The sequence below is a fragment of the Methylogaea oryzae genome (assembly GCF_019669985.1).
GTDB classification, from domain to species: Bacteria; Pseudomonadota; Gammaproteobacteria; order Methylococcales; family Methylococcaceae; genus Methylogaea; species Methylogaea oryzae.
On record NZ_AP019782.1, the window covers coordinates 2,929,939 to 2,948,634 of the forward strand.

Genomic DNA, 18,696 nt, shown 5'->3' on the forward strand with positions numbered 1-18,696 from the left:
TAGCGGCGGGCGCAGCGCCCGCCGGCTCGGACGTTAGGGCTGGTCCGCTTCACCGCCCGAGGTCGCGGGCGCCTGCCTGCCGCGCATTCCGCGTCTACGCGGCTTGTCGCCGGTATCGCCCTCCGCGCCGGCGCCATGCATCCCCTGAGCGCCGCCCCCCATGCGGCGTTCATGCATTTCCTGGAATTTCTTCTGCTGCGCTTCGGTCAAGACCGACTTGAGGCGGTCGACTATTTTCGCGTGCAAAGCCTTGTGCTGCTCGCGCAAAGCCTCCCGTTCCGGCTTCAATTCCTCGTGAATTTTTTTCAGCTCGCCGAGCTGCTGCTCGGTCAGGTTGAGCTGCTTTTTCATGTGCGCCAGCCAATGATCGTCGTTGGGCGGCTCGGCCCAGGCGGCAAAACCGATCAAAGCCAACAGCAGCGCTAAACAATGGCGGAAACGTTTCATCGGCGACCTCTCGAGTATGGATGGCGTGGCGGCGCGGCGCGAGGCCGCGCCGCCGGCTGATATACTAGCGCCCGCCGCAGCGGCGGCGCCATACATTTCCCCACAACGAAGGCATAACGGTGAGAAAAACGATTGCATTAGCTCTTGCGCTGGCGGCCGGTGCCGCCCTGGCCGGCGAAAAGCCGGCGCCGCTGAAAGAAGCCGAAGTGAAGGCCGTCATCCAAGCCATGGACGCGGCCCTGCAGAAGAAAGACGTGGAAGGCGCCCTCGGCCACGTGGCCGAATCGGCCCAGATCCGCGTGGCCGTGACCAGCGCCGAAGGCCCGCAAATCCTGCCGCTGGGCCGCAACGAATACGGCGACATGCTCAAAACCACGCTGTCCGACGTGCAAAACTACCGGCTCGAACGCAAAGCGCCGCTGGTCACCCTGCTCAAAGACGGCAAAGCCCTCTACACCGACCTGGTAACCGAAACCATCGAAACCAAGAACAAAAAAACCCGCAACCTGAATCAGGAGCGGGCTGTGCTGGAACGGCTGGACGGTAAAGCGAAAATTATTATGCTGGAATCGTCGGTGATAATGACCAACTGAGGCAACCATGTCCGGAACGGCGGATCGCCCCGTTCCGGACAAGAAACCGCAGGCCGCTGGGCCGGGCCTGCGCTATTCCGCCGCCTCTGCTCCGTCCAAGCGAATTTCCACGTAAGCCTCGTCGCGCATCTGCCGCAACCACAACTCGGTCTCCTCCTCCGATTTGCGCCGCACCAAGGCCTCGCGCGCCTGCGCACGGCGGAACTCCGACGTATCGGACTGTTGCTGCCGTTCCAGCACCTGGATCAAATGCCAACCGAACTGCGACTGCACCGGCTCGCTCAGTTGGTTGACCGCCAGTTTGTTCATGGCCTCTTCGAAGGGCGGCACCAGGGCGCCCGGTTCCACGAACCCCAGGTCGCCGCCTTTGATGGCCGAACCTTTGTCGTCGGAATGGCCGCGAGCCAACGTGGCGAAGTCCTCGCCGTGTTCCAAGCGCTGCCTCAACGCCAACAAACGCTGTTTGGCGTCGTCGTCGGACAACACTTCGCTGGTCTTCAGCAGGATGTGGCGCACGTGGGTCTTGGTGCTGGTGTGGTCACCGGAACCTTTCACGCCGAACAGTTTGATGATGTGGAAACCGCTGGGGCTGCGCAGCGGCCCTTTGATCTCGCCTTCCCGCATCTGCAATACCAGCTCGGCCAACTGCCCCGGCAGGTCCTGCGCCTTGCGCCACCCCAGGTCGCCGCCGTTCAACGCCAAGCTGTCGTTGGAATAACTCACCGCGGCCCGCTTGAAATCCCCGCCCCGCTGCAATTCCATCGTCACCCGCATGGCTCTCTCGTAAGCGGCCTGCAGTTGCGCCGAGGAAGCCCGCGGCGGTGTGGCGATGAGGATATGTCCCAAGTGAAACTCGGACCCGCCGTCGCTGCCGCCGCCGGTGGGGCCTCCGGCGGCCAGGTAATTGTCGATTTCCCGGTCCGATACCTTGATACGGCTGGTTACCTGGTTGCCGCGCAGACGGCTGAGGGTGATTTCGTCCCTGATCTGCCCGGTGAAATCCGCATAACTCATGCCCTCCGCTTCCAAGGCATGGCGAAACTGGTCCAAGGACATGCCGTTGCGGGATGCGATTTGCTGCACCGCCTGGCGCAAGGTCTCGTCGTCGACCTTGATGCCCACGCGCTCGGCCATTTGCAACTGCAATTTTTCGCTGATTATGCGGTCCAGCACCTGGCGGCGCAGCACATCCTCGGGCGGTGCGGGCGTGCCGCTTTGCTCCAGCTTGCGCAAGATGTCGAATACCTTCTGCGACAACTCGCTCTCGAGGATGACGCTATCCTCGACCACGGCGACGATGCGATCGCCGCCGCTCCAGGACGCGGAAGCGCCGAAAACCGACAGGGGGGACGCCCCGCCGGCCAAAGCTAATCCGAGCAAAAACACCAGTTTTATGGGCATAAGTACTTAAATTAATTCCAAAACACAGATTACGGCGTTCTTACCTTGTCGTCGTCGCCTTCAAAGCCGGGGATCGACCGGACGTAGAAGTCGTTGACGCTGTCGCCGATATTCGCGAAGCCTTTCAACTCGAGCGAAAGGAAAACGCCCTGGGCCATCGGCGATTGCGCTTTGCTGTCCGTGACCGTCCCGCCGCCCGCCAACGCGACGCCGGTCATGTATTCGCGCGCGACCACACTGAACTTCCAACAACAGGTTTCTTTTTGCACGCCGACAAAAGATTCCAACGTGGTTTTAGCCTGCCAGGCATACTGCCAGCGCCCGACGACGGACCACTCGTCGGTAACCGGCCAACTCCAGGAAACGTCGGAGTTATCGACCAAATTACGGCGATAACGATAGCCGAGATTGAGCAAGCGATTGTTCCCGGCATTGTAATGCACCGTGGCCTGGAACCGGTCCGCGTAATTTTTCGTATAGTTCCACAGAACCAAAGGCGACAGTTTTATGTGATCCGTGACAGATACCGTGGCGTCCGCAATAAAGTCATTCCGGGAAGCCATATAAGTATTGGTGGAAGCATAGTACGCTTGCAACGCCGGACTGAGCCCCTCGGTTTTCACCAATACCACTTTCGGATTGGTAAACTCGATCATCTTGCCCAGACTAAGCCGCATCTTCTCCCGGCCCGTGGCTTGGTCCACCATGCGGGTCGTCAAAGCGGCGCTCGCCTGGTTGGCGTCGCCCATGCGGTCGAGACCGGTAAACCGGTTCTCCCGGAACAAGCTCTGGAAGTTGAAATCGTAAAGCGCCGAGGTGATATTGATAATATTGTCTTGATTCGTATACGGCACGTATAAATAGAACAGCCGGGGTTCCAGGGTCTGAACATAAGACTTGCCGAACCAATCCGTCTCCCGATCGAACTGCAACCCGCTATCCACGGAGAAGATCGGCGTGGTTCGGGAAGCGGCCGCCGACGAGGGCGCGGGAGTCTGCGCCACGCTGTTGTTGATCCAGTATTTGGTTTGCTGCAACGATAGCTTGGGCATCAAGAAACCCCACGACTCCTTCCAAGGGAAAGAAATCGTCGGTTTGATGTTGGCCCGCTGAATCAGCGGGCGCGCATCGTGGTCGAAATTCGTCAGCTCGTTCGCCAACGTAAAGGTGCCCCCGGCAATCCCCAACGGCCTGGAGAAACCGAAGGTCCACATGGGCGCGTATCGATAGGGCTTCGAAGCCGCCGGCAGATTATCCACAAGCAGCTGATAATTGGCCGCGAAAAGCTGCGAATAAACGTAATTATCCCCAAAAGACTGGCCGTAATTCAGCGTCGCGCTGGAAGTCAGGTATGCCCTGTTTATGAAATCATGGCGATACATGGTATTCCACATATCGGCGAAATACCTGTTATCCGTCACGTAGTTCAACTTGACGTTGGAGCTGACATTCGACAGCAGCGCACGATCGTCCACAAAGGATGCGAAACCGCGAGTTTTGGGAAGCTGCACTTTATTGGTTTGGTCCACATTGCTACTAGTAACGCTTTTCGGCTTGTCGCTCGGTATGATCTGCCCCATGAAGTATCCGTGGTAGTTCGGTTCCATATAGCGGAACTCGGTACCGAGAATCAGACCGTGCATGGAGCTGTAGCGCGGGAACAAGGTCAAATCGTAGTTAGGCGCGATATTCCAGTAATAGGGCATGGAAAAACCAAACCCCATCGCCGAAGACATAGCGAAGTTCGGCGCCAGGAAACCCGACTGCCGGCGCTTATCCGTCGCGAACGATATCCACGGCGTATAGAAGAAGGGAACCCCTTTGAATTCAATCCAGGCGTTGGAAGCCACGCCCCGTCCGGTATCTTTATCCACCCGCAAGCGGCTGGCGTGCACCATCCAGTCGTCGTTGCCCGGTTTGCAAGTGGTAAACGTCGCCTTGATGTGGCGAGAATGTTTCGGCCCGTCGAAATAGGTGGTTTCGGCCTTACCGCGAGCCGGCGTCTCCTCGAAAATGTATTGGGTGTTGCGCAGTTTTCCCTGGTTGGTGTCGAGCTGCATGAACAGGGTGTCCGCGCCGACGGTGGTGCCCGTCTCGCGATACACCACGTTGCCGTGGGCGTTGAGGGTGTGGGCGACCTTGTCGTGCAGCACGTAATCGCCCAGCAGCCGTTGGTCGGCCCGGACCAGGTCCACGCCGCCGGTGAACGTGTAAAGCTCGTTGTCTTCCGCTTCCAAATAATCGGAATCCGTTTCCAGCGCGGTGGATTCTCGATCGCCATAGTTGGACGGCAGCACCGAGGTGGGCAGGCGCCCCGCGCAACTGGCGGCCCAAGGATCGCCGCCCATCGCCTTGATCATGCGGCGAAAACGCGCTTCGTCCACGCTGTTGAAAGCGTAAGCGCTCTTGCCCTTGGTAGCCGGCGCGCGAGCCACCCCCTTCGTGTCGGGACCGCAAGCCCAGCCTTTTTTGCCCGGCTTGCCCGATCCGCCGCGGCAGATCCAGCCCGATCCGCTGGAGCTAGCCGGCGTGGACGGCTCGCTCGCCGCGGCCGGAGCGGAAGCCGCCTGCGGCGCGGGCGTCGCTTGGGTTAACTTGGGTTCAGGCGCGGCCGGTTTCGGCGGCGCGGTCTTTTGCGGCGCGGCTACCGCGGGAGGCGATGCCGGTGCCGGTGCCGGTGCCGGCGCAGAAGCCGCCGGAGCGACCGGCTCCGCCGGCCGCTCGGATACGATGGGTTTTTGGGGTGCGGGAGCAGGCGCCGGGGCGGGAGCGGCCACCGCGGGCGCGGCGGTTTCCGCCGGTTTCGACTCGGCGGGAGCCGTGGCGGCCGCAGCCGGGGCCGGCGCCGCATCGGCGCCGGTGCTCGCGGCGGCGTCGCCGCCGTTGGGCGAAGCGCACATCCATTTGCCGGTAGGGCCTTTGCGGCAACTCCAATTGGCCGATTCGGCGCTCAGCGCGAATGCGAGGGCCAGCACGGCAAACAGCGCCGGCAACCAACGGGGACAAAGCGCCTTACCGGGATGATAAACGCTGCGCACCGGCGGCTGGGGAAAGTTTTGCCACATGATTATTGGGGAATACCGATCAACTGGGAGCGCAGACCATGCAGCAACAGGCCTTTTTATGGTCAAATAATAGAAAAGATTGTATGCATTCTACCCGCTAACCCCTGAATTTTCGATTCCGCATTTCGTCCTCCTGTATCCACGCGCCTGCCATGACTGAGTCCGCCCCCTCCAACGCTAGCGATGCCCGCTACGATCTGCTTAACCAGTGGTTGACCGTCAGCCTCAAGCTGGAATTGCGCTCACTCGCCCCGGCGTCCAGCGACGCCAGCTTCCGTCGTTATTTCCGCGCGGAACTCGACGGCCGCACCTACATCGCGATGGACGCCCCGCCGCCGCTGGAGGACGTGCGCCCGTTCCTGCGCGTCGCGGAACTCATGTCCAAAGCCGGCGTAAAAGTGCCCGGCGTTCATGCGGCCGACGTGGCGCGGGGCTTTCTGCTGCTGGAGGACTTCGGTTCCGAACCCTATCTGGACCGGCTGCACACGCAAAGCGCCGACGCCCTTTACGGCGACGCCCTGGACGCGCTGTTCACGATGCAATCGAAAATCCCCCCCGCCGCCAGCGGCTTGCCCGAATACCATGACGGTTTGCTGCAACGGGAATTCGAACTGTTTCGCGACTGGTTCTTGCAGCGTCTGCTGGGAATAGAGCTTAGTAGCGAAGAGCAGGCTTTGCTCGACGACTGCTGCGCCAGGTTGATCGCCAATGCCCTGGAACAACCCACCGTCGTGGTGCATCGCGACTACCATTCGCGCAATCTCATGGTCACGGAAAACGGCAATCCCGGCGTGCTGGACTTCCAAGACGCCGTCACCGGCCCCATCACCTACGACGCCGTGTCGCTGCTGCGCGACTGCTACGTGGACTGGCCGCTGGCGCGGGTGGAAACCTGGGCCTTGAACTACGCCGCCCGGCTGCGCGACGCCAAGCTGCTGGACGGGGAAGTGGAAGACGAGCAATTCCTGCGCTGGTTCGACCTGATGGGCATGCAGCGCCACCTCAAGGCCATCGGCATTTTCTCCCGCCTCAAGCTGCGCGACGGAAAATCGGGATACCTGCAGGACATTCCCCGCACGCTGAACTACGTGCTGCAATCGGCCGGCCGCTACGACATTTTCGCCCCCTTCGTCGCCCTGCTGGAGCAACACGTGGTGCCGCGCCTGGACGAGGTCGCCGGCGGAGCCCAATGAATGCCATGATCCTGGCCGCCGGCCGCGGCGAACGGCTGCGGCCGCTGACCGACCACACCCCCAAGCCCCTGCTGCAAGCCGCCGGCAAGCCGCTCATCGGGCATTTGCTGGAATCCCTGGCGGCGGCCGGCTTCCGCCGCATCGTCGTCAACCTGGGGCATCTGGGCGAACAGCTGCGCGCCGCCCTGGGCGACGGCGACCGCTACGGCGTCGCTCTCCAATACTCGCAAGAACCGGACGGCGCCCTGGAAACCGGCGGCGGCATCCGCCAAGCCCTGCCCTTGCTGGGCGACAAGCCGTTCCTGGTGGTCAACGGCGACATCGCCACCGACTTCCCTTTCGCCAGCCTGCGCGGCCGGCCCGCCGGCCTGGCCCACCTGGTGCTGATTCCCAATCCGCCCCACAAGGCCCACGGCGACTTTGCCCTGGCCGACGGCCTGCTGCGGCCGGACGCCGGCGACGGCCACACCTTCGCCGGCATCGGCGTCTACCGGCCGGAGCTGTTCGCCGGCCTGGAACCCGGCCGCTATCCGCTGGCGCCGCTGTTGCGCCAGGCCATGGCGCAAGGCCAAGTCAGCGGCGAGCTGTACCGGGGCTATTGGCTGGACGTCGGCACGCCGCAGCGCCTGCAAGCGGCCGACGAGCACTACCGCTGCGCCGAACACGAGACTTAACCCGCCCAACCAACTCCAGCGAGCGACGACCATGGAACGCCTCAAAGCCAAAATCCGCGACATCCCCGACTTCCCCAAGCCCGGCATCGTCTTCAAGGACATCACCCCCCTGGTGCGCGATCCCGCCACGCTGCGGCTGGCCGTGCATCAGCTGCTGCACCCGTTCCTCGGCCAAGACATCACCGCAGTGGCCGGCATGGAAGCGCGCGGCTTCATATTCGGCTCCCTGGTGGCGTGGGAGCTGGGCGTCGGTTTCATCCCGCTGCGCAAGCCGGGCAAGCTGCCCCACGACGTGCACAGCGTGTCCTACGATTTGGAATACGGCTCCGCCAGCCTGGAAGTGCACCGCGACGCCCTGCAAGCGGGCGACAAAGTGCTGCTGATCGACGACTTGCTGGCCACCGGCGGCACGGCCCTGGCCAGCTGCGAACTGGTGGAAAAACTCGGCGCCCAGGTAGCCGGCTGCGCTTTCGTGGTGGAGCTGGATTTCCTGGCCGGACGCGACAAGCTGGACAAGTACTTCGTCCATTCGTTGCTGCATTACTCCTGACCGGACGCAATCTCGGTAGCTCGGTAACGCGGCTCCCTCTCCCCCAGGTAGAGGGTTGGGGTGAGGGAAATAAAAGGTCGGCGACTTTCCGCCCCCTGCTCCCGCCTTCTCTCCGGCGGGAGCAAGGGCTTGCCGGGAAACGTTTAATGCCGCGTCGGCGACACCGCCGCCGGCGCGTCGTCCCGCAGCAGCCGTTCCACATCCACCGCATCGAAGCGGTAGTGCCGATTGCAGAACTCGCAGTCCACCAGCACGTGGCCCTGTTCCGCCAGCAGCGACTCCACTTCGTCCCGCCCCAGGCTGCGCAGCACCGTTTCGATGCGCTCGCGCGAGCAGCCGCAGCGGAACGTGACTCCCTCCGGCGGAAACAGGCGGACTTTTTCCTCGTTGAACAAACGATACAGCAAGGTTTCCGCCGGCAACTGCAACAGCTCCCGCTCGGTAACCGTCTCCGCCAGCAACGCCACCCGCTCCCAGTCGTCGGCCTCGCGGGAACTGGCGGGCAGTTCCTGCAACAGCAACCCCACCGCCCGCTCGCCGTCGGCGCACAGCCACAAGCGGGTGCGCAGCTGCTCCGATTGCTCGAAATAGCCGCGCAAGGCATCGGCTAGATTCGCGCCGTCCAGGGCGACTATGCCTTGGTAAGGGTCGGCGCCCTGATTCTGGATGGTCAGCACCAAGCGGCCGTCGCCGAACGTGGTCCGCAGATCGCCCGTCGGCACTTCCCCCTGCCAGCGGGCCAAGCCGCGCAGGCTGCGCTGGTGGGTCGCCTGGGCCACCAACGTCGTCAGCGGGCCGCTGCCCTGCGCCTGCAAAATCAGCGAACCTTGAAACTTGATCGTGGCCGACAGCAGAGACGCCGCCGCCAGCGCTTGGCCCAATTGGCGACGCACGGCGTCGGGATATTCGTGGCGCGCCAGCACGGCTTGCCAACTGGCGTCCAGTTGCACCAGTTCGCCGCGCACGCCGATATCTTCGAACAAAAAACGGTGCAGGCTGTCGGAGTCGCTCATATTGCCATCGTAGGAAAAAAAGGTTGGCTATTATACTGGGCCTGACACGTTCACTACCCGGTGCATCCATGGCTTTCGGCAAGCAAACCACCCTGCCCACACCGCAAGAAGCGCTGCCCGGCCGCGACCGGCCCATGCCGGTGTCGCCCCGCCACTTCGTCAACGGCAACGCCGTCCAGCCGCCGTTCCCGCCCGAACTGGAACGGGCGCTGTTCGGCCTGGGCTGTTTTTGGGGAGCGGAGCGGCGCTACTGGCGATTGGAAGGCGTCCACGCCACCGCCGTCGGTTACGCCGGCGGCCACACCCCCAACCCCACTTACGCCGAATTGTGCAGCGGCCGCACCGGCCACGCCGAAGTGGTGCTGGTGGTGTTCCACCCCGAACACATCGACTACGGGGAACTGCTGCGGGTATTCTGGGAAAGCCACGATCCCACCCAGGGCATGCGCCAGGGCAACGACATCGGCACCCAATACCGCTCCTGCATTTTCACCTACGGCGAAAGGCAGCAGCGCTTGGCCCTGGCCAGCCGCGACGCCTATCAAGCCGCCTTGAACCGCGCCGGCAAAGGCCCCATTACCACGCAAATCGAAGCGGCGCCGCCGTTTTATTACGCCGAGGACGAACACCAGCAATACCTGGCGAAAAATCCCGACGGTTATTGCGGGCTGGGCGGCACCGGCGTCGCCTGCCCCAATTGGACCTAACCCCCGAAGGAACACCGCATGACTTACCGCAAACCGTCCAAAACCCTGCCGTCCGCCATCGCCTTGACCGCCTTGCTCGTCACGGCCTGCGCCACCTCGCCGCTGGGGCGCAACCAATTGATGCTGCTGTCCGGCCAGCAGTTGAACGCCATGGGCATACAAGCCTTCGAGCAAAAGAAAAGCTCCACCCCGGTGGATCGGAGCGCGGCCGTCAACCACTACGTAGAATGCGTCGCCCGCCAGCTGCTCGGGGCCCAGGCCGGCCAATGGGAAATACGGGTATTCGACGATCCCACCCCCAACGCTTTCGCCCTCCCCGGCGGCAAGATCGGCGTGCATAAAGGCTTGCTGAAGGTGGCGCAAAACCAGCACCAGCTGGCCACCGTGCTAGGCCACGAAATCGCCCACGTGCAGGCCAACCACGCCAACGAGCGCGCTTCCCAGGAGTTTGCCATGCAACAAGGCATCAATCTGCTGGCCGCCGCCGGCGACCCCAGCAGCCAAGCCGGCCGCACCGTGCTGGGCGTGCTCGGCTTGGGCGCGAAATACGGTGTGCTGATGCCCTACAACCGGCTGCAGGAATCGGAAGCCGACCTGGTGGGCCTGGACACCATGGCCCAGGCGGGGTTCGATCCGGCCCAATCCATCAACCTGTGGATCAACATGGACAAAGCCGGCGGCGCCCAGCCGGTGGAGTTCCTCTCCACCCACCCCTCCCACGGCACCCGCATCCAAGCCCTGCAGCAACGCCTGCCGCAGGCGACCGCCTTGCAACAGCAAGCCTTGGCCGCCGGGCGCCGGCCCAACTGCGACCAATAAGGCTTCAGCACAGCCCCAATGCCGTTAAGTTAGCGCTCGTTGGCGGGTTCCCTCTCCCCGCGGGAGAGGGAGCCGGAGCCCTGCGGGCCACCTTAACGCCGCCCCCGCGTCAAACCCAGCACCAGCCAAGCCGCGCCCAATAACGCCGCCGCCAGCAGCAGCAAGCCGGAGGCCATGCAGCCGGTCAAGTCCTTTAGCCAGCCCAGCGCCGCCGGGCTGGCGTAACCGCCCAAATTGCCCAGGGAATTGATCAGGGCGATGCCGCCGGCGGCGGCGCGGCCGGACAGCATGGCCGTGGGCAAGGGCCAGAACACCGCCACCGCCGCCGTTACGCCCAGGGCCGCCACCGACAAAGCCGCCAGCGAGCCCGCCAAAGAATCCGCCCAAACCATGGTCGCGGCGAAACCCAGCGCGCCGGCCAAGGCGCAACCGGCCAGATGCCAACGGCGCTCGCCGCGCCGGTCGGAGCTCCTCCCCAGCCACACCATGCCCAACGCCGCCGCCAGGTACGGAATGGCGCTGAGCAGCCCGGTGGCGGCATAGCTGCCCCGGTCCAAATCGTGGACGATCTGCGGCATCCAGAAAGAAATGCCGTACAGCCCCACCACCAGCAGGAAATACAGCAACGCCAGCGCCCACACCCGCGGCGACTTGACGGCCGCGCCGAAGGCCGTGTGCCGCGCCGCGCCGTCCTCGTCCCGCGCCAAGCACGCCAGCAACCGGGCTTTTTCCTCACGCGTCAACCAACGCGCATGCGCCGGCCCGTCGTCCAGCCAAAACCAGGTGAATAGCCCCAACAGCACCGCCGGCAACCCCTCCGCCAGGAACAGCCACTGCCAACCGCGCAAGCCCTGCGCCCCGTCCAAGGCCGTCATCACCCAACCGGACAACGGCCCGCCCAACACCCCCGCCACCGGCACGGCCGCCATGAACACGGCCACCGTCTGCGCCCGCCGGGCCGAGGGATACCACAGGGTCAAGTAATAAATAATGCCAGGGAAAAACCCCGCCTCCCCCAGCCCCAGCAAAAAGCGCAGGGCATAAAACGAAGCGGGCGTGTCCACCCACAACGTCGCGGCGGAAATCAGGCCCCACATCGCCACGACCCGGGCAATCCAACGCCGCGCCCCGACCCGATGCAAAATCAACCCGCTGGGCACCTCGAACAGGAAATACCCCAGAAAAAACACCCCCGCCCCCACCCCGTAAACCGTATCGCTGAACCCCAAATCGGCATTCATCTGCAACTTGGCGAAACCGATATTGACCCGGTCCAGGTAAGCGACCACGTACAGCAGGAACAGGAAGGGCAGCAAACGACGGGAGATTTTGCGGAACAGGGCGTTTTCCAAATCGTCGGGGTGGTCTAGTGGCGGCATCAGGGCTCTCCGTGGGCCGGCTAACGTAAAGCAAGGCGGACGCACAAGCAACCACCAAACCATTTGGTATCACCGCCTGGAGCCGCTTTACTCGTTTTCAGCCTTCGGATATTGTCCTTCTTCAACGAACGCCCCCTGTGCGAAAGCCTACACCATGGACGACGACGCTCAGGTGGCGTGCTCAACAGAATCCGTTTAGCACCGCTATACAAGTTTCTGTTTAATCAACTGTTGTGTGCTTTTGCGCTAGAGGGGACTACGCGTGATTACCGAGATTCACATGGATGCAGTTGCGAGCTTCAAGCAGCCCGCATCTCTCGTGACAGACAAGAAGATCAACTTGATCTACGGCCTGAACGGTGTTGGAAAGTCAACAATATCCAACTTTCTCTACGCCCCAGATGACGCGCGCTTCGCTCAATGCCATAAGGTGCCTGCTCAAACAGAGCCCGTATTGGTTTACAACCAAAGATTCATTCAAGACAACTTCTTTGTTGCCAATAGCCTCAAGGGGATTTTTAGTCTATCAAAAGAGAATAAGAATGCTGAGGAGAAAATTGCCAAGGCGACGAAACGCTGTGATGATCTAACGCAATCATTACAGGAAAAGCAAGCCGCCAGAGAACAGGTGGCCAAAACGTTCGCAACACAAAAGCAACAAGCCGTAGATGAGGTTTGGAATATTAAGGCGCAATACTCTGGAGGCGATCGGGTGCTTGAGTATTGTCTTGAGGGTCTGAAAGGACAAAAGGACAAACTATTTTCCCATCTCCAAACGATACCAAAGCCAGAGCGCGAGCCGAAAAGGGACATTAAGGCGCTTCGCAAAGAAGTGGACGCCATTAAAGGGGATGCCGCCCAGCTGCAGCAACAGATTCCAATCCTCACATTCATAGCTGGTGAAATCGAATCCGATGCCATCTTTGGCAGAACAATTCTTGGTAACGCGGACAGTGAAGTAGCCGCACTGATAGAGGAGCTTGGAAATTCGAACTGGGTAAAGCAGGGGCTTGGTTTCCTACCGAAGAAAATTCAGGAAAGCGGTGAGGCGTGCCCTTTTTGCCAGGAGAGAACGATTACGTCGAAATTCATTAAGGGCATTCAAGGATATTTCGACGACACCTATCAGAAGCAAATGGAACAGCTGGAAACCTTCAAAGCGAGATACGTTTCCGCAATCGGACAGTTGCAAGATGTAAAAAGCTATACTGAAAATCCGTTCGCGCGCGAACACGTGGCGCCCCTATCCATCAAGTATCAGGCGGTTAGTGACACCCTGCGCAGCAATCTCGAAAAGATTGAGAAAAAGCTAAAAAACCCAAAGGCACCAGAAACTCTCGCAGATTCCAGCGGTTTGATTACAGACTTCAATCGTGAGGTTGCCACGATAAACGAGGCTGTTGACGACTACAATGAGCGCCTAAAAAATCGAGCGTCTGCGCTCATTGCCCTTAAGGACGAATTTTGGGGGCTTATGCGGTGGCAATATGATCAGACGATGACTCGGTTTGAGGTCGATCACGAGGTTGCCAAAAAGAAGTTGAAAGAAGCAGATGAGGAAATTACCAAAATAGGGGTCAACATTACCGATGCTAAGAGAGAGATTGCGCTGGCTCAAAAGGAAACTGTGAACACGGATGAAGCAGTGGACGCAATCAATGCCGGCTTGGTAGACATCGGGATTGATGGCCTCAGTATTTCCAAGCACGCAGAGAGGTTATATCGAGTCGTTCGCGCAGGCGAGTCGGAGCACGCTTTTCATACGCTCAGCGAAGGCGAGAAAATGATGATCAGTTTCTTGTACTTCTGCGAACTATGCAAGGGAAAGTCTAGCCCAGAGGATACGCATGCTCAGCGTATAGCTGTGATAGATGACCCAATATCGAGTCTTTCCCATGTATTCGTCTTTAATGTGGGACAGCTAATACGGTCTGTGTTCTTTGGGGAGGGGCGTTTCAGTCAAGTGTTCGTGCTGACACACAGTCTGTATTTCTTCTATGAGCTAACCTATCCCAACCACGCACGGAGAAAGGAGACGCAGAAGCTCTTCCGAATCACTAAATCTGCGGCTGGTAGCAGTATTCAGGAAATGAAATACGAAGAGATTCAGAATGACTACCAGGCATATTGGTCGGTAGTCAATGACCCCGAACAACCGCCGGCGCTCATCGCCAACTGCATGCGCAATATCGTCGAATACTTTTTTAACTTCGTGAGAAAGAAAGACCTAAACAACGTATTCCTCATGCCAGAGCTACGGGATGCGAAATTTCAAGCATTCTGCCGCTACATTAATAGAGAATCGCATTCGCTAGGGCAGAATATCATCGATATGAAGGAGTTCAACTATGGCACCTTCAAAGAAGGCCTTCGGCTAGTTTTCGAAAAGACAGGGTATTCCGATCACTTTAAAGAGATGGTCAAGGTGTAGGGCCCCACTGGAGCGCTGCCACAATGAATTGCGCACACAACAACCGCTTCGAGTCCGACGGCTTACCCTTCCGCTACGCTTCAGGGGAAGCCGCGGCTCAAGCAGAACGTTAGGCTACATCGTGCCTCACCTTCCCTCACTCGATTGAACTACACGATTCGTGCATTGAATCGGCAGCATATAGAGCGGGTTAGGCCACAGCCGTAACCCGCCGAAATCCGCGAAACGGCAGATTGCGCGAGAACGCTACCGCCCTGTGCTCTAGTCACGAAGCCCCCCCTTTTGCCGCGCCGAGCACCGGAGTTTTCGGCAGGAATAACCCGAAGGGCGGCCGCAGGGATTCGGCCAGTTGGCCGTCAGCACAGGTATGTTCCGTCGGCCGACTCCCAGCGAAAACTCCGGCTCCCCCCTCCAGCGGGAGAGGGTCGGGGGGAATAAAGGGGAATAAAAAGGCCGCGGTTTTTTGCCCCCCCCCTCATCCCAACCTTTTCCCTGGGGGAAAAGGAGCTTAACTAAACGGCATTGCCCCTACCCCTTTCCCGCAAGTGGGAAAGAGATAAGCGCCACGGCCCCGGCCAGTCAGTGGCGGGACGCGAACGCTGTGAAGCGAGCGATGACTTGAACGGGTTGTTAACGAGGAACACGCAGCGTGGGAGCAGCAAAACCTGCGATACTGCCTCGACTACGTGTATGTAAAGAGGATTTCTCCCGTGATCTGGACTTACCCAACCCCCTTCGGCCAGTTCTCCATTCGCCCCAGCGACGATGGGCGGCATGACCTGTATATCGGCGACGAACTGCTGGCCAGTTACGACAAGCCCGAGGAGGCGGCCTACGACGTTTTCACCCAGACCTCCGGCTGCTACGAGTGGGACTCCCAGACCGCCACCATCGAACACCCGGCCGATCTTAGCGAGTGGACGCAGTCAGGTAGGGTGGGCGAGCGCTAGCTTGCCCACCACATGGCGGACGTACGTCATACGCTGCGGTGGGCAACCTATCGGCCGCCCACCCTACTTTCCGGGAGTATTAGCGCGGTAGGTTGGGCTGACGATAGGAAGCCCAACACCGAGGCGCTGCGTCCAGGCGTTGGGGTTCGCGGACTCACCCCAACCTACGCCGGCTACCGTTTGGCGGCCGGCTTGGCGCCCGCCTTGGCCGCTTTCGGCAACACCGTATAACTCGCCATCATGCCCGCCTCGATGTGGTCGTTGACGTGGCAGTGGTACATCCACACGCCGGGGTTGTCCGGCGCCATGTCCACGGTGGCGTGGGTGGCGGGCAGCAGGTTGAGCACGTCGACGCGATGGCCGTCGCTGGTGAGGGTGTTGCCGTGCCAATGGGGGGTGTGCAAGTCCACTTCGGTGCCCAGGGCCAGCTGGTACCAGCGCACTTTTTCCCCTTCCTTCATCACCAGCCCCGGCAGGTTGCCGTAGACGTAGCCGTTCATGGCGTGCATGCGGTTGCTTTCCTGGAAGCCGGCGTCTTCCGGGTCGATGCGCGGGGCGAACTCTTCCATGTTCTTTTCCAACAGCAGGCTTTTGTTCTCGTCGAATACGCTGAACAGCACGACGAATTCCCGGTCGATGCCGCGCAGCTTGCCTTTGCCGTCCCATTCGCCCTTGCGGGAAATGATGATGGGACCGACCAGGCCGGTGTTGGTGTCGGCGGTTTCGTCCACGTGGGAGTGGTACAACCAGACGATGGAGCTGGGGTCCTCGGCGGCGGGGCCGGCCCGCTCCGGCACTTCCCAGGTGTAGGTGTACATTTGCCCCGGCGCCAGTTGGTCGTCGGCGCTGTCGGCGCCTTTGGTGCCGTCGTTGTAGTGGGTGCCTTCGCTGTCCTTGCGGTAAAACACGCCGTGGGGATGCAGGGAGACGGGAACCTTGGCGGTTTTGTTCTTCAGCACCACCTTGATGGTGTCGCCGACGTTGGCGCGGATCACTGGCCCCAGGATGCCCAGGTGCTCCCACTCCGGACCGCGCGCCTTGGGCGTGTCGAAACGGGCGTCGGTGTATTCGACGAAATGGGATTTGTAATAGCGATGGCCGACGCGGTCCTTCTCGTTGCCTTCCACGAACACTTTTTCCTTGTCGTTGAATTCCATGCCGTGCATGACGTTGTCCGGATAGGACGGCGCGTAATCCCACAACACGTCCTCGGCGGCGATGTAATAGGTTCTTACCTCAGCCGCGCTGAAGGGGGAAAACAGCGGCAAGGCGAAAACCGCGATGGCTAAGGTCACGCGGCGGAGGGAGGCGGGTCGGGGAATCATGTTTGGCAAGGGAAGCTCGAAGGTGGTGTTGCGAAAGAGGCCATCCAAATGATAATGACTTTCAACAAACAACGCCATGGCCCGCGCTGCCCAGAACCCCTTATTTTTGTTAAAATCCGGCCAAACCGCGCCGGGCGGCTCCTTCGCAGCAATACATTCCATGAACGAATACCAACTGACGCACCTCAAGCAACTGGAAGCGGAAAGCATCCACATCATCCGCGAAGTGGCGGCCGAATTTGAACGCCCGGTGATGCTCTATTCCATCGGCAAGGACTCGGCGGTGATGCTGCACTTGGCCATGAAGGCCTTCCATCCGGGCAAGCCACCCTTCCCGCTCATGCACGTGGACACCACCTGGAAGTTCCGCGAGATGATCGAGTTCCGCGACCGGCACGCCAAGAACCTGGGCCTGGACCTCATCGTCCACGTCAACCCGGAAGGCGTCGCGCAAGGCATCGGCCCCTTCACCCACGGCAGCAAGAAGCACACCGACATCATGAAGACCGAGGGCTTGAAGCAGGCCCTGGACAAATACCAGTTCGACGCGGCTTTCGGCGGCGCCCGCCGCGACGAGGAGAAATCCCGCGCCAAGGAGCGCGTCTACTCCTTCCGCGACAAGAACCACCGCTGGGATCCGAAAAACCAGCGCCCGGAACTGTGGAACCTGTTCAACGGCAAGATCAACAAGGGCGAGTCCATCCGCGTCTTCCCCCTGTCCAACTGGACCGAGCTGGACATCTGGCAATACATCTACCTGGAAAACATCCCCATCGTGCCCCTCTACTTCGCCAAAGAGCGGCCGGTGGTCCAGCGCGAAGGCACCTGGATTATGGTGGACGACGAGCGCATGCCGCTGGAGCCCGGTGAAACGCCGGAAATGAAGATGGTGCGCTTCCGCACCCTGGGCTGCTACCCCTTGACCGGCGCGGTGGAATCCACGGCGACGACGCTGCCGGAAATCATCCAGGAAATGCTGCTCACCACCACGTCCGAACGCCAGGGCCGCATGATCGACCACGACCAGGCCGGCTCCATGGAACAGAAGAAGATGGAAGGCTACTTCTAGCCCGACGGATTATCGTCGAGCAACAAAAAAGGCATCCTCGGATGCCTTTTTTGTGTTCAGCGCTAGGAAAAATGCGATCAATCGTAGCTGTAGTGCTTGCGCAGCGGCTTCACCACTTCCCAATCGCTGTCCAGGCCGGCGTGGAACTGCACCAGGTCGCCCGGCACGATGCGCACCGGCTCGCCGCCCTTGGGCGTGACGAGGATTTCGCCTTCCAGGATGTAGGCGGTTTCGGTTTCGTCGAAATCGATGGGGAATTTGGAAACTTCTTTTTCCCAGATTTCCCAGTTGGCCACGCCGAGTTCTTTCAGGCGTTCGTCGCTGGGATTATGCTCGATGGTGATAAGGCTCATGCTGTTCCTGTCTTCGCGGATGGTTGAACTTCACAGGGCGCGCATTCTAGCACCCTTGGGCAACTAAGCCACGGCGAACGGCCGCCGCACTCACCCCGCCGGCCCCGGACGGGTATCGTCCGGCGGATTGAGGAATTCCCAATCGATTTCCAGCCCCGGCAGGCAAGCCACCGCCGTGCGGCCGACCGCCTCCTCGATGAGCGGCTGGGCATAGCGCCCATTGGCCAGCACGTAGCGAGTCACCACCCGGTCCAGGGGATGCACCAACCAGTATTCCTTTACCCCGTGGCGTTCGTACAGCTCGCGCTTGCGGACGTGGTCCTTGGCTGCCGTATGGGGCGAAATCACTTCCACCACCCAGTCGGGCGCGCCGCGGCAACCGGCCTGGTCCAGCTTGGCGGCATCGCAGACCACCGCCAAGTCCGGCTGCACCACGGTATTCACGGCGTCGTCGGCTTCGCCGGCTTTGGGCAGGCGCACGTCGAAAGGCGCCACGTAGGGCCGGCACGGCTTGCCTTGTAGGAAGTTGGCGGTTTGCCGCAGCATTTCCACCACCACGTCCTGATGCTGCCGCGACGGCGCCGGGCTCATATTGAACGCCTCACCGTCGATCAGCTCCCAGCGCTCGTCCTCCGGCCAGTGCCGATAGTCGCCGTAAGTGAAGTTTCGCCGCCGTTGCTGGACCACCGTATTCATACGCCACCCCGTCGCTGAGTCGCGCCGCGCA

Annotated in this window: 17 protein-coding genes; 9 read left to right on the forward strand and 8 right to left on the reverse strand. The window is 61.0% G+C overall.

Annotated elements, in window-relative coordinates; all coding sequences use genetic code 11:
- Window positions 1–33: 33 nt before the first annotated feature.
- Window positions 34–447, reverse strand: coding sequence for a Spy/CpxP family protein refolding chaperone (locus K5607_RS12780; RefSeq protein WP_221047247.1), 414 nt, complete (start codon window positions 445–447; stop codon window positions 34–36).
- Between the two features lie 119 nt (window positions 448–566).
- Between K5607_RS12780 and K5607_RS12785 the strand changes: the two genes are divergently transcribed.
- Window positions 567–1,040 (forward strand): hypothetical protein, encoded by a 474-nt coding sequence (locus K5607_RS12785; protein WP_054774113.1) that lies wholly within the window; start codon window positions 567–569, stop codon window positions 1,038–1,040.
- Between the two features lie 72 nt (window positions 1,041–1,112).
- Here the strand turns inward: K5607_RS12785 and K5607_RS12790 are convergent, their stop codons facing one another.
- On the reverse strand, window positions 1,113–2,441 hold the full coding sequence (locus K5607_RS12790) for a peptidylprolyl isomerase (RefSeq protein ID WP_054774114.1): 1,329 nt from the start codon (window positions 2,439–2,441) through the stop codon (window positions 1,113–1,115).
- Between the two features lie 29 nt (window positions 2,442–2,470).
- Window positions 2,471–5,572, reverse strand: a complete 3,102-nt coding sequence (locus K5607_RS12795) for an LPS-assembly protein LptD (RefSeq protein ID WP_221047248.1) — start codon at window positions 5,570–5,572, stop codon at window positions 2,471–2,473.
- 86 nt (window positions 5,573–5,658) lie between these two features.
- Here K5607_RS12795 and K5607_RS12800 point away from each other — a divergent pair, with 86 nt between their 5' ends.
- Genes K5607_RS12800 through K5607_RS12810 form a run of 3 tightly spaced genes read left to right on the forward strand, consistent with a single transcriptional unit; the run spans window position 5,659 to window position 7,923 of the window.
- Window positions 5,659–6,699 carry an aminoglycoside phosphotransferase family protein gene (locus tag K5607_RS12800; RefSeq protein ID WP_221047249.1) on the forward strand — a complete coding sequence of 347 codons (1,041 nt, stop codon included), beginning with the start codon at window positions 5,659–5,661 and terminating at the stop codon, window positions 6,697–6,699.
- Window positions 6,696–7,373 (forward strand): N-acetylmuramate alpha-1-phosphate uridylyltransferase MurU, encoded by a 678-nt coding sequence (murU, locus tag K5607_RS12805; RefSeq protein ID WP_221047250.1) that lies wholly within the window; start codon window positions 6,696–6,698, stop codon window positions 7,371–7,373. The genes K5607_RS12800 and murU overlap by 4 nt, the downstream gene beginning before the upstream one ends.
- A 31-nt stretch (window positions 7,374–7,404) precedes the next feature.
- On the forward strand, window positions 7,405–7,923 hold the full coding sequence (locus K5607_RS12810; protein WP_054774420.1) for an adenine phosphoribosyltransferase: 519 nt from the start codon (window positions 7,405–7,407) through the stop codon (window positions 7,921–7,923).
- Window positions 7,924–8,066: 143 nt separating this feature from the next.
- Here the strand turns inward: K5607_RS12810 and hslO are convergent, their stop codons facing one another.
- Complete coding sequence (gene hslO / locus K5607_RS12815) at window positions 8,067–8,936, reverse strand: Hsp33 family molecular chaperone HslO (RefSeq protein ID WP_221047251.1); 870 nt, start codon at window positions 8,934–8,936, stop codon at window positions 8,067–8,069.
- A 68-nt stretch (window positions 8,937–9,004) separates the two neighbouring features.
- Between hslO and msrA the strand changes: the two genes are divergently transcribed.
- Window positions 9,005–9,643, forward strand: a complete 639-nt coding sequence (gene msrA, locus K5607_RS12820) for a peptide-methionine (S)-S-oxide reductase MsrA (protein ID WP_054774421.1) — start codon at window positions 9,005–9,007, stop codon at window positions 9,641–9,643.
- A gap of 18 nt (window positions 9,644–9,661) precedes the next feature.
- Entirely contained in the window at window positions 9,662–10,462 is an 801-nt protein-coding gene (locus tag K5607_RS12825) for a M48 family metallopeptidase (RefSeq protein WP_054774422.1), read from the forward strand.
- A 92-nt stretch (window positions 10,463–10,554) separates the two neighbouring features.
- Here K5607_RS12825 and K5607_RS12830 read toward each other — a convergent pair whose 3' ends face one another.
- Entirely contained in the window at window positions 10,555–11,841 is a 1,287-nt protein-coding gene (locus K5607_RS12830) for an MFS transporter (RefSeq protein WP_221047252.1), read from the reverse strand.
- 262 nt (window positions 11,842–12,103) lie between these two features.
- Here K5607_RS12830 and K5607_RS12835 point away from each other — a divergent pair, with 262 nt between their 5' ends.
- Window positions 12,104–14,272, forward strand: coding sequence for an AAA family ATPase (locus tag K5607_RS12835; RefSeq protein WP_221047253.1), 2,169 nt, complete (start codon window positions 12,104–12,106; stop codon window positions 14,270–14,272).
- Between the two features lie 710 nt (window positions 14,273–14,982).
- Window positions 14,983–15,222, forward strand: coding sequence for a hypothetical protein (locus tag K5607_RS12840; protein ID WP_156302374.1), 240 nt, complete (start codon window positions 14,983–14,985; stop codon window positions 15,220–15,222).
- Between the two features lie 173 nt (window positions 15,223–15,395).
- On the opposite strand, the gene K5607_RS12845 is transcribed toward K5607_RS12840, so the two are convergent.
- Complete coding sequence (locus tag K5607_RS12845; RefSeq protein WP_221047254.1) at window positions 15,396–16,547, reverse strand: multicopper oxidase domain-containing protein; 1,152 nt, start codon at window positions 16,545–16,547, stop codon at window positions 15,396–15,398.
- A 160-nt stretch (window positions 16,548–16,707) separates the two neighbouring features.
- Here K5607_RS12845 and cysD point away from each other — a divergent pair, with 160 nt between their 5' ends.
- Window positions 16,708–17,616, forward strand: coding sequence for a sulfate adenylyltransferase subunit CysD (gene cysD, locus K5607_RS12850; protein WP_054773301.1), 909 nt, complete (start codon window positions 16,708–16,710; stop codon window positions 17,614–17,616).
- A 77-nt stretch (window positions 17,617–17,693) separates the two neighbouring features.
- Here cysD and K5607_RS12855 read toward each other — a convergent pair whose 3' ends face one another.
- Together K5607_RS12855 and K5607_RS12860 are read right to left on the reverse strand one after the other, a co-directional pair.
- Window positions 17,694–17,969 carry a cupin domain-containing protein gene (locus K5607_RS12855; protein WP_054773295.1) on the reverse strand — a complete coding sequence of 92 codons (276 nt, stop codon included), beginning with the start codon at window positions 17,967–17,969 and terminating at the stop codon, window positions 17,694–17,696.
- A 90-nt stretch (window positions 17,970–18,059) separates the two neighbouring features.
- The gene (locus tag K5607_RS12860) at window positions 18,060–18,665 is read right to left on the reverse strand and encodes a Uma2 family endonuclease (RefSeq protein WP_221047255.1); all 606 of its coding nucleotides are present in this window, start codon (window positions 18,663–18,665) and stop codon (window positions 18,060–18,062) included.
- Window positions 18,666–18,696 lie beyond the last annotated feature (31 nt).

What these genes read in the sequence shown, in the direction of transcription:
- K5607_RS12780 (WP_221047247.1), bottom strand. Translation starts at nt 447, where the DNA reads ATGAAACGTTTCCGCCATTGTTTAGCGCTGCTGTTGGCTTTGATCGGT.
- K5607_RS12790 (WP_054774114.1), bottom strand. Translation starts at nt 2,441, where the DNA reads ATGCCCATAAAACTGGTGTTTTTGCTCGGATTAGCTTTGGCCGGCGGG.
- K5607_RS12800 (WP_221047249.1), top strand. Translation starts at nt 5,659, where the DNA reads ATGACTGAGTCCGCCCCCTCCAACGCTAGCGATGCCCGCTACGATCTG.
- murU (WP_221047250.1), top strand. Translation starts at nt 6,696, where the DNA reads ATGAATGCCATGATCCTGGCCGCCGGCCGCGGCGAACGGCTGCGGCCG.
- K5607_RS12810 (WP_054774420.1), top strand. Translation starts at nt 7,405, where the DNA reads ATGGAACGCCTCAAAGCCAAAATCCGCGACATCCCCGACTTCCCCAAG.
- hslO (WP_221047251.1), bottom strand. Translation starts at nt 8,936, where the DNA reads ATGAGCGACTCCGACAGCCTGCACCGTTTTTTGTTCGAAGATATCGGC.
- msrA (WP_054774421.1), top strand. Translation starts at nt 9,005, where the DNA reads ATGGCTTTCGGCAAGCAAACCACCCTGCCCACACCGCAAGAAGCGCTG.
- K5607_RS12825 (WP_054774422.1), top strand. Translation starts at nt 9,662, where the DNA reads ATGACTTACCGCAAACCGTCCAAAACCCTGCCGTCCGCCATCGCCTTG.
- K5607_RS12830 (WP_221047252.1), bottom strand. Translation starts at nt 11,841, where the DNA reads ATGCCGCCACTAGACCACCCCGACGATTTGGAAAACGCCCTGTTCCGC.
- K5607_RS12845 (WP_221047254.1), bottom strand. Translation starts at nt 16,547, where the DNA reads ATGATTCCCCGACCCGCCTCCCTCCGCCGCGTGACCTTAGCCATCGCG.
- cysD (WP_054773301.1), top strand. Translation starts at nt 16,708, where the DNA reads ATGAACGAATACCAACTGACGCACCTCAAGCAACTGGAAGCGGAAAGC.
- K5607_RS12855 (WP_054773295.1), bottom strand. Translation starts at nt 17,969, where the DNA reads ATGAGCCTTATCACCATCGAGCATAATCCCAGCGACGAACGCCTGAAA.
- K5607_RS12860 (WP_221047255.1), bottom strand. Translation starts at nt 18,665, where the DNA reads ATGAATACGGTGGTCCAGCAACGGCGGCGAAACTTCACTTACGGCGAC.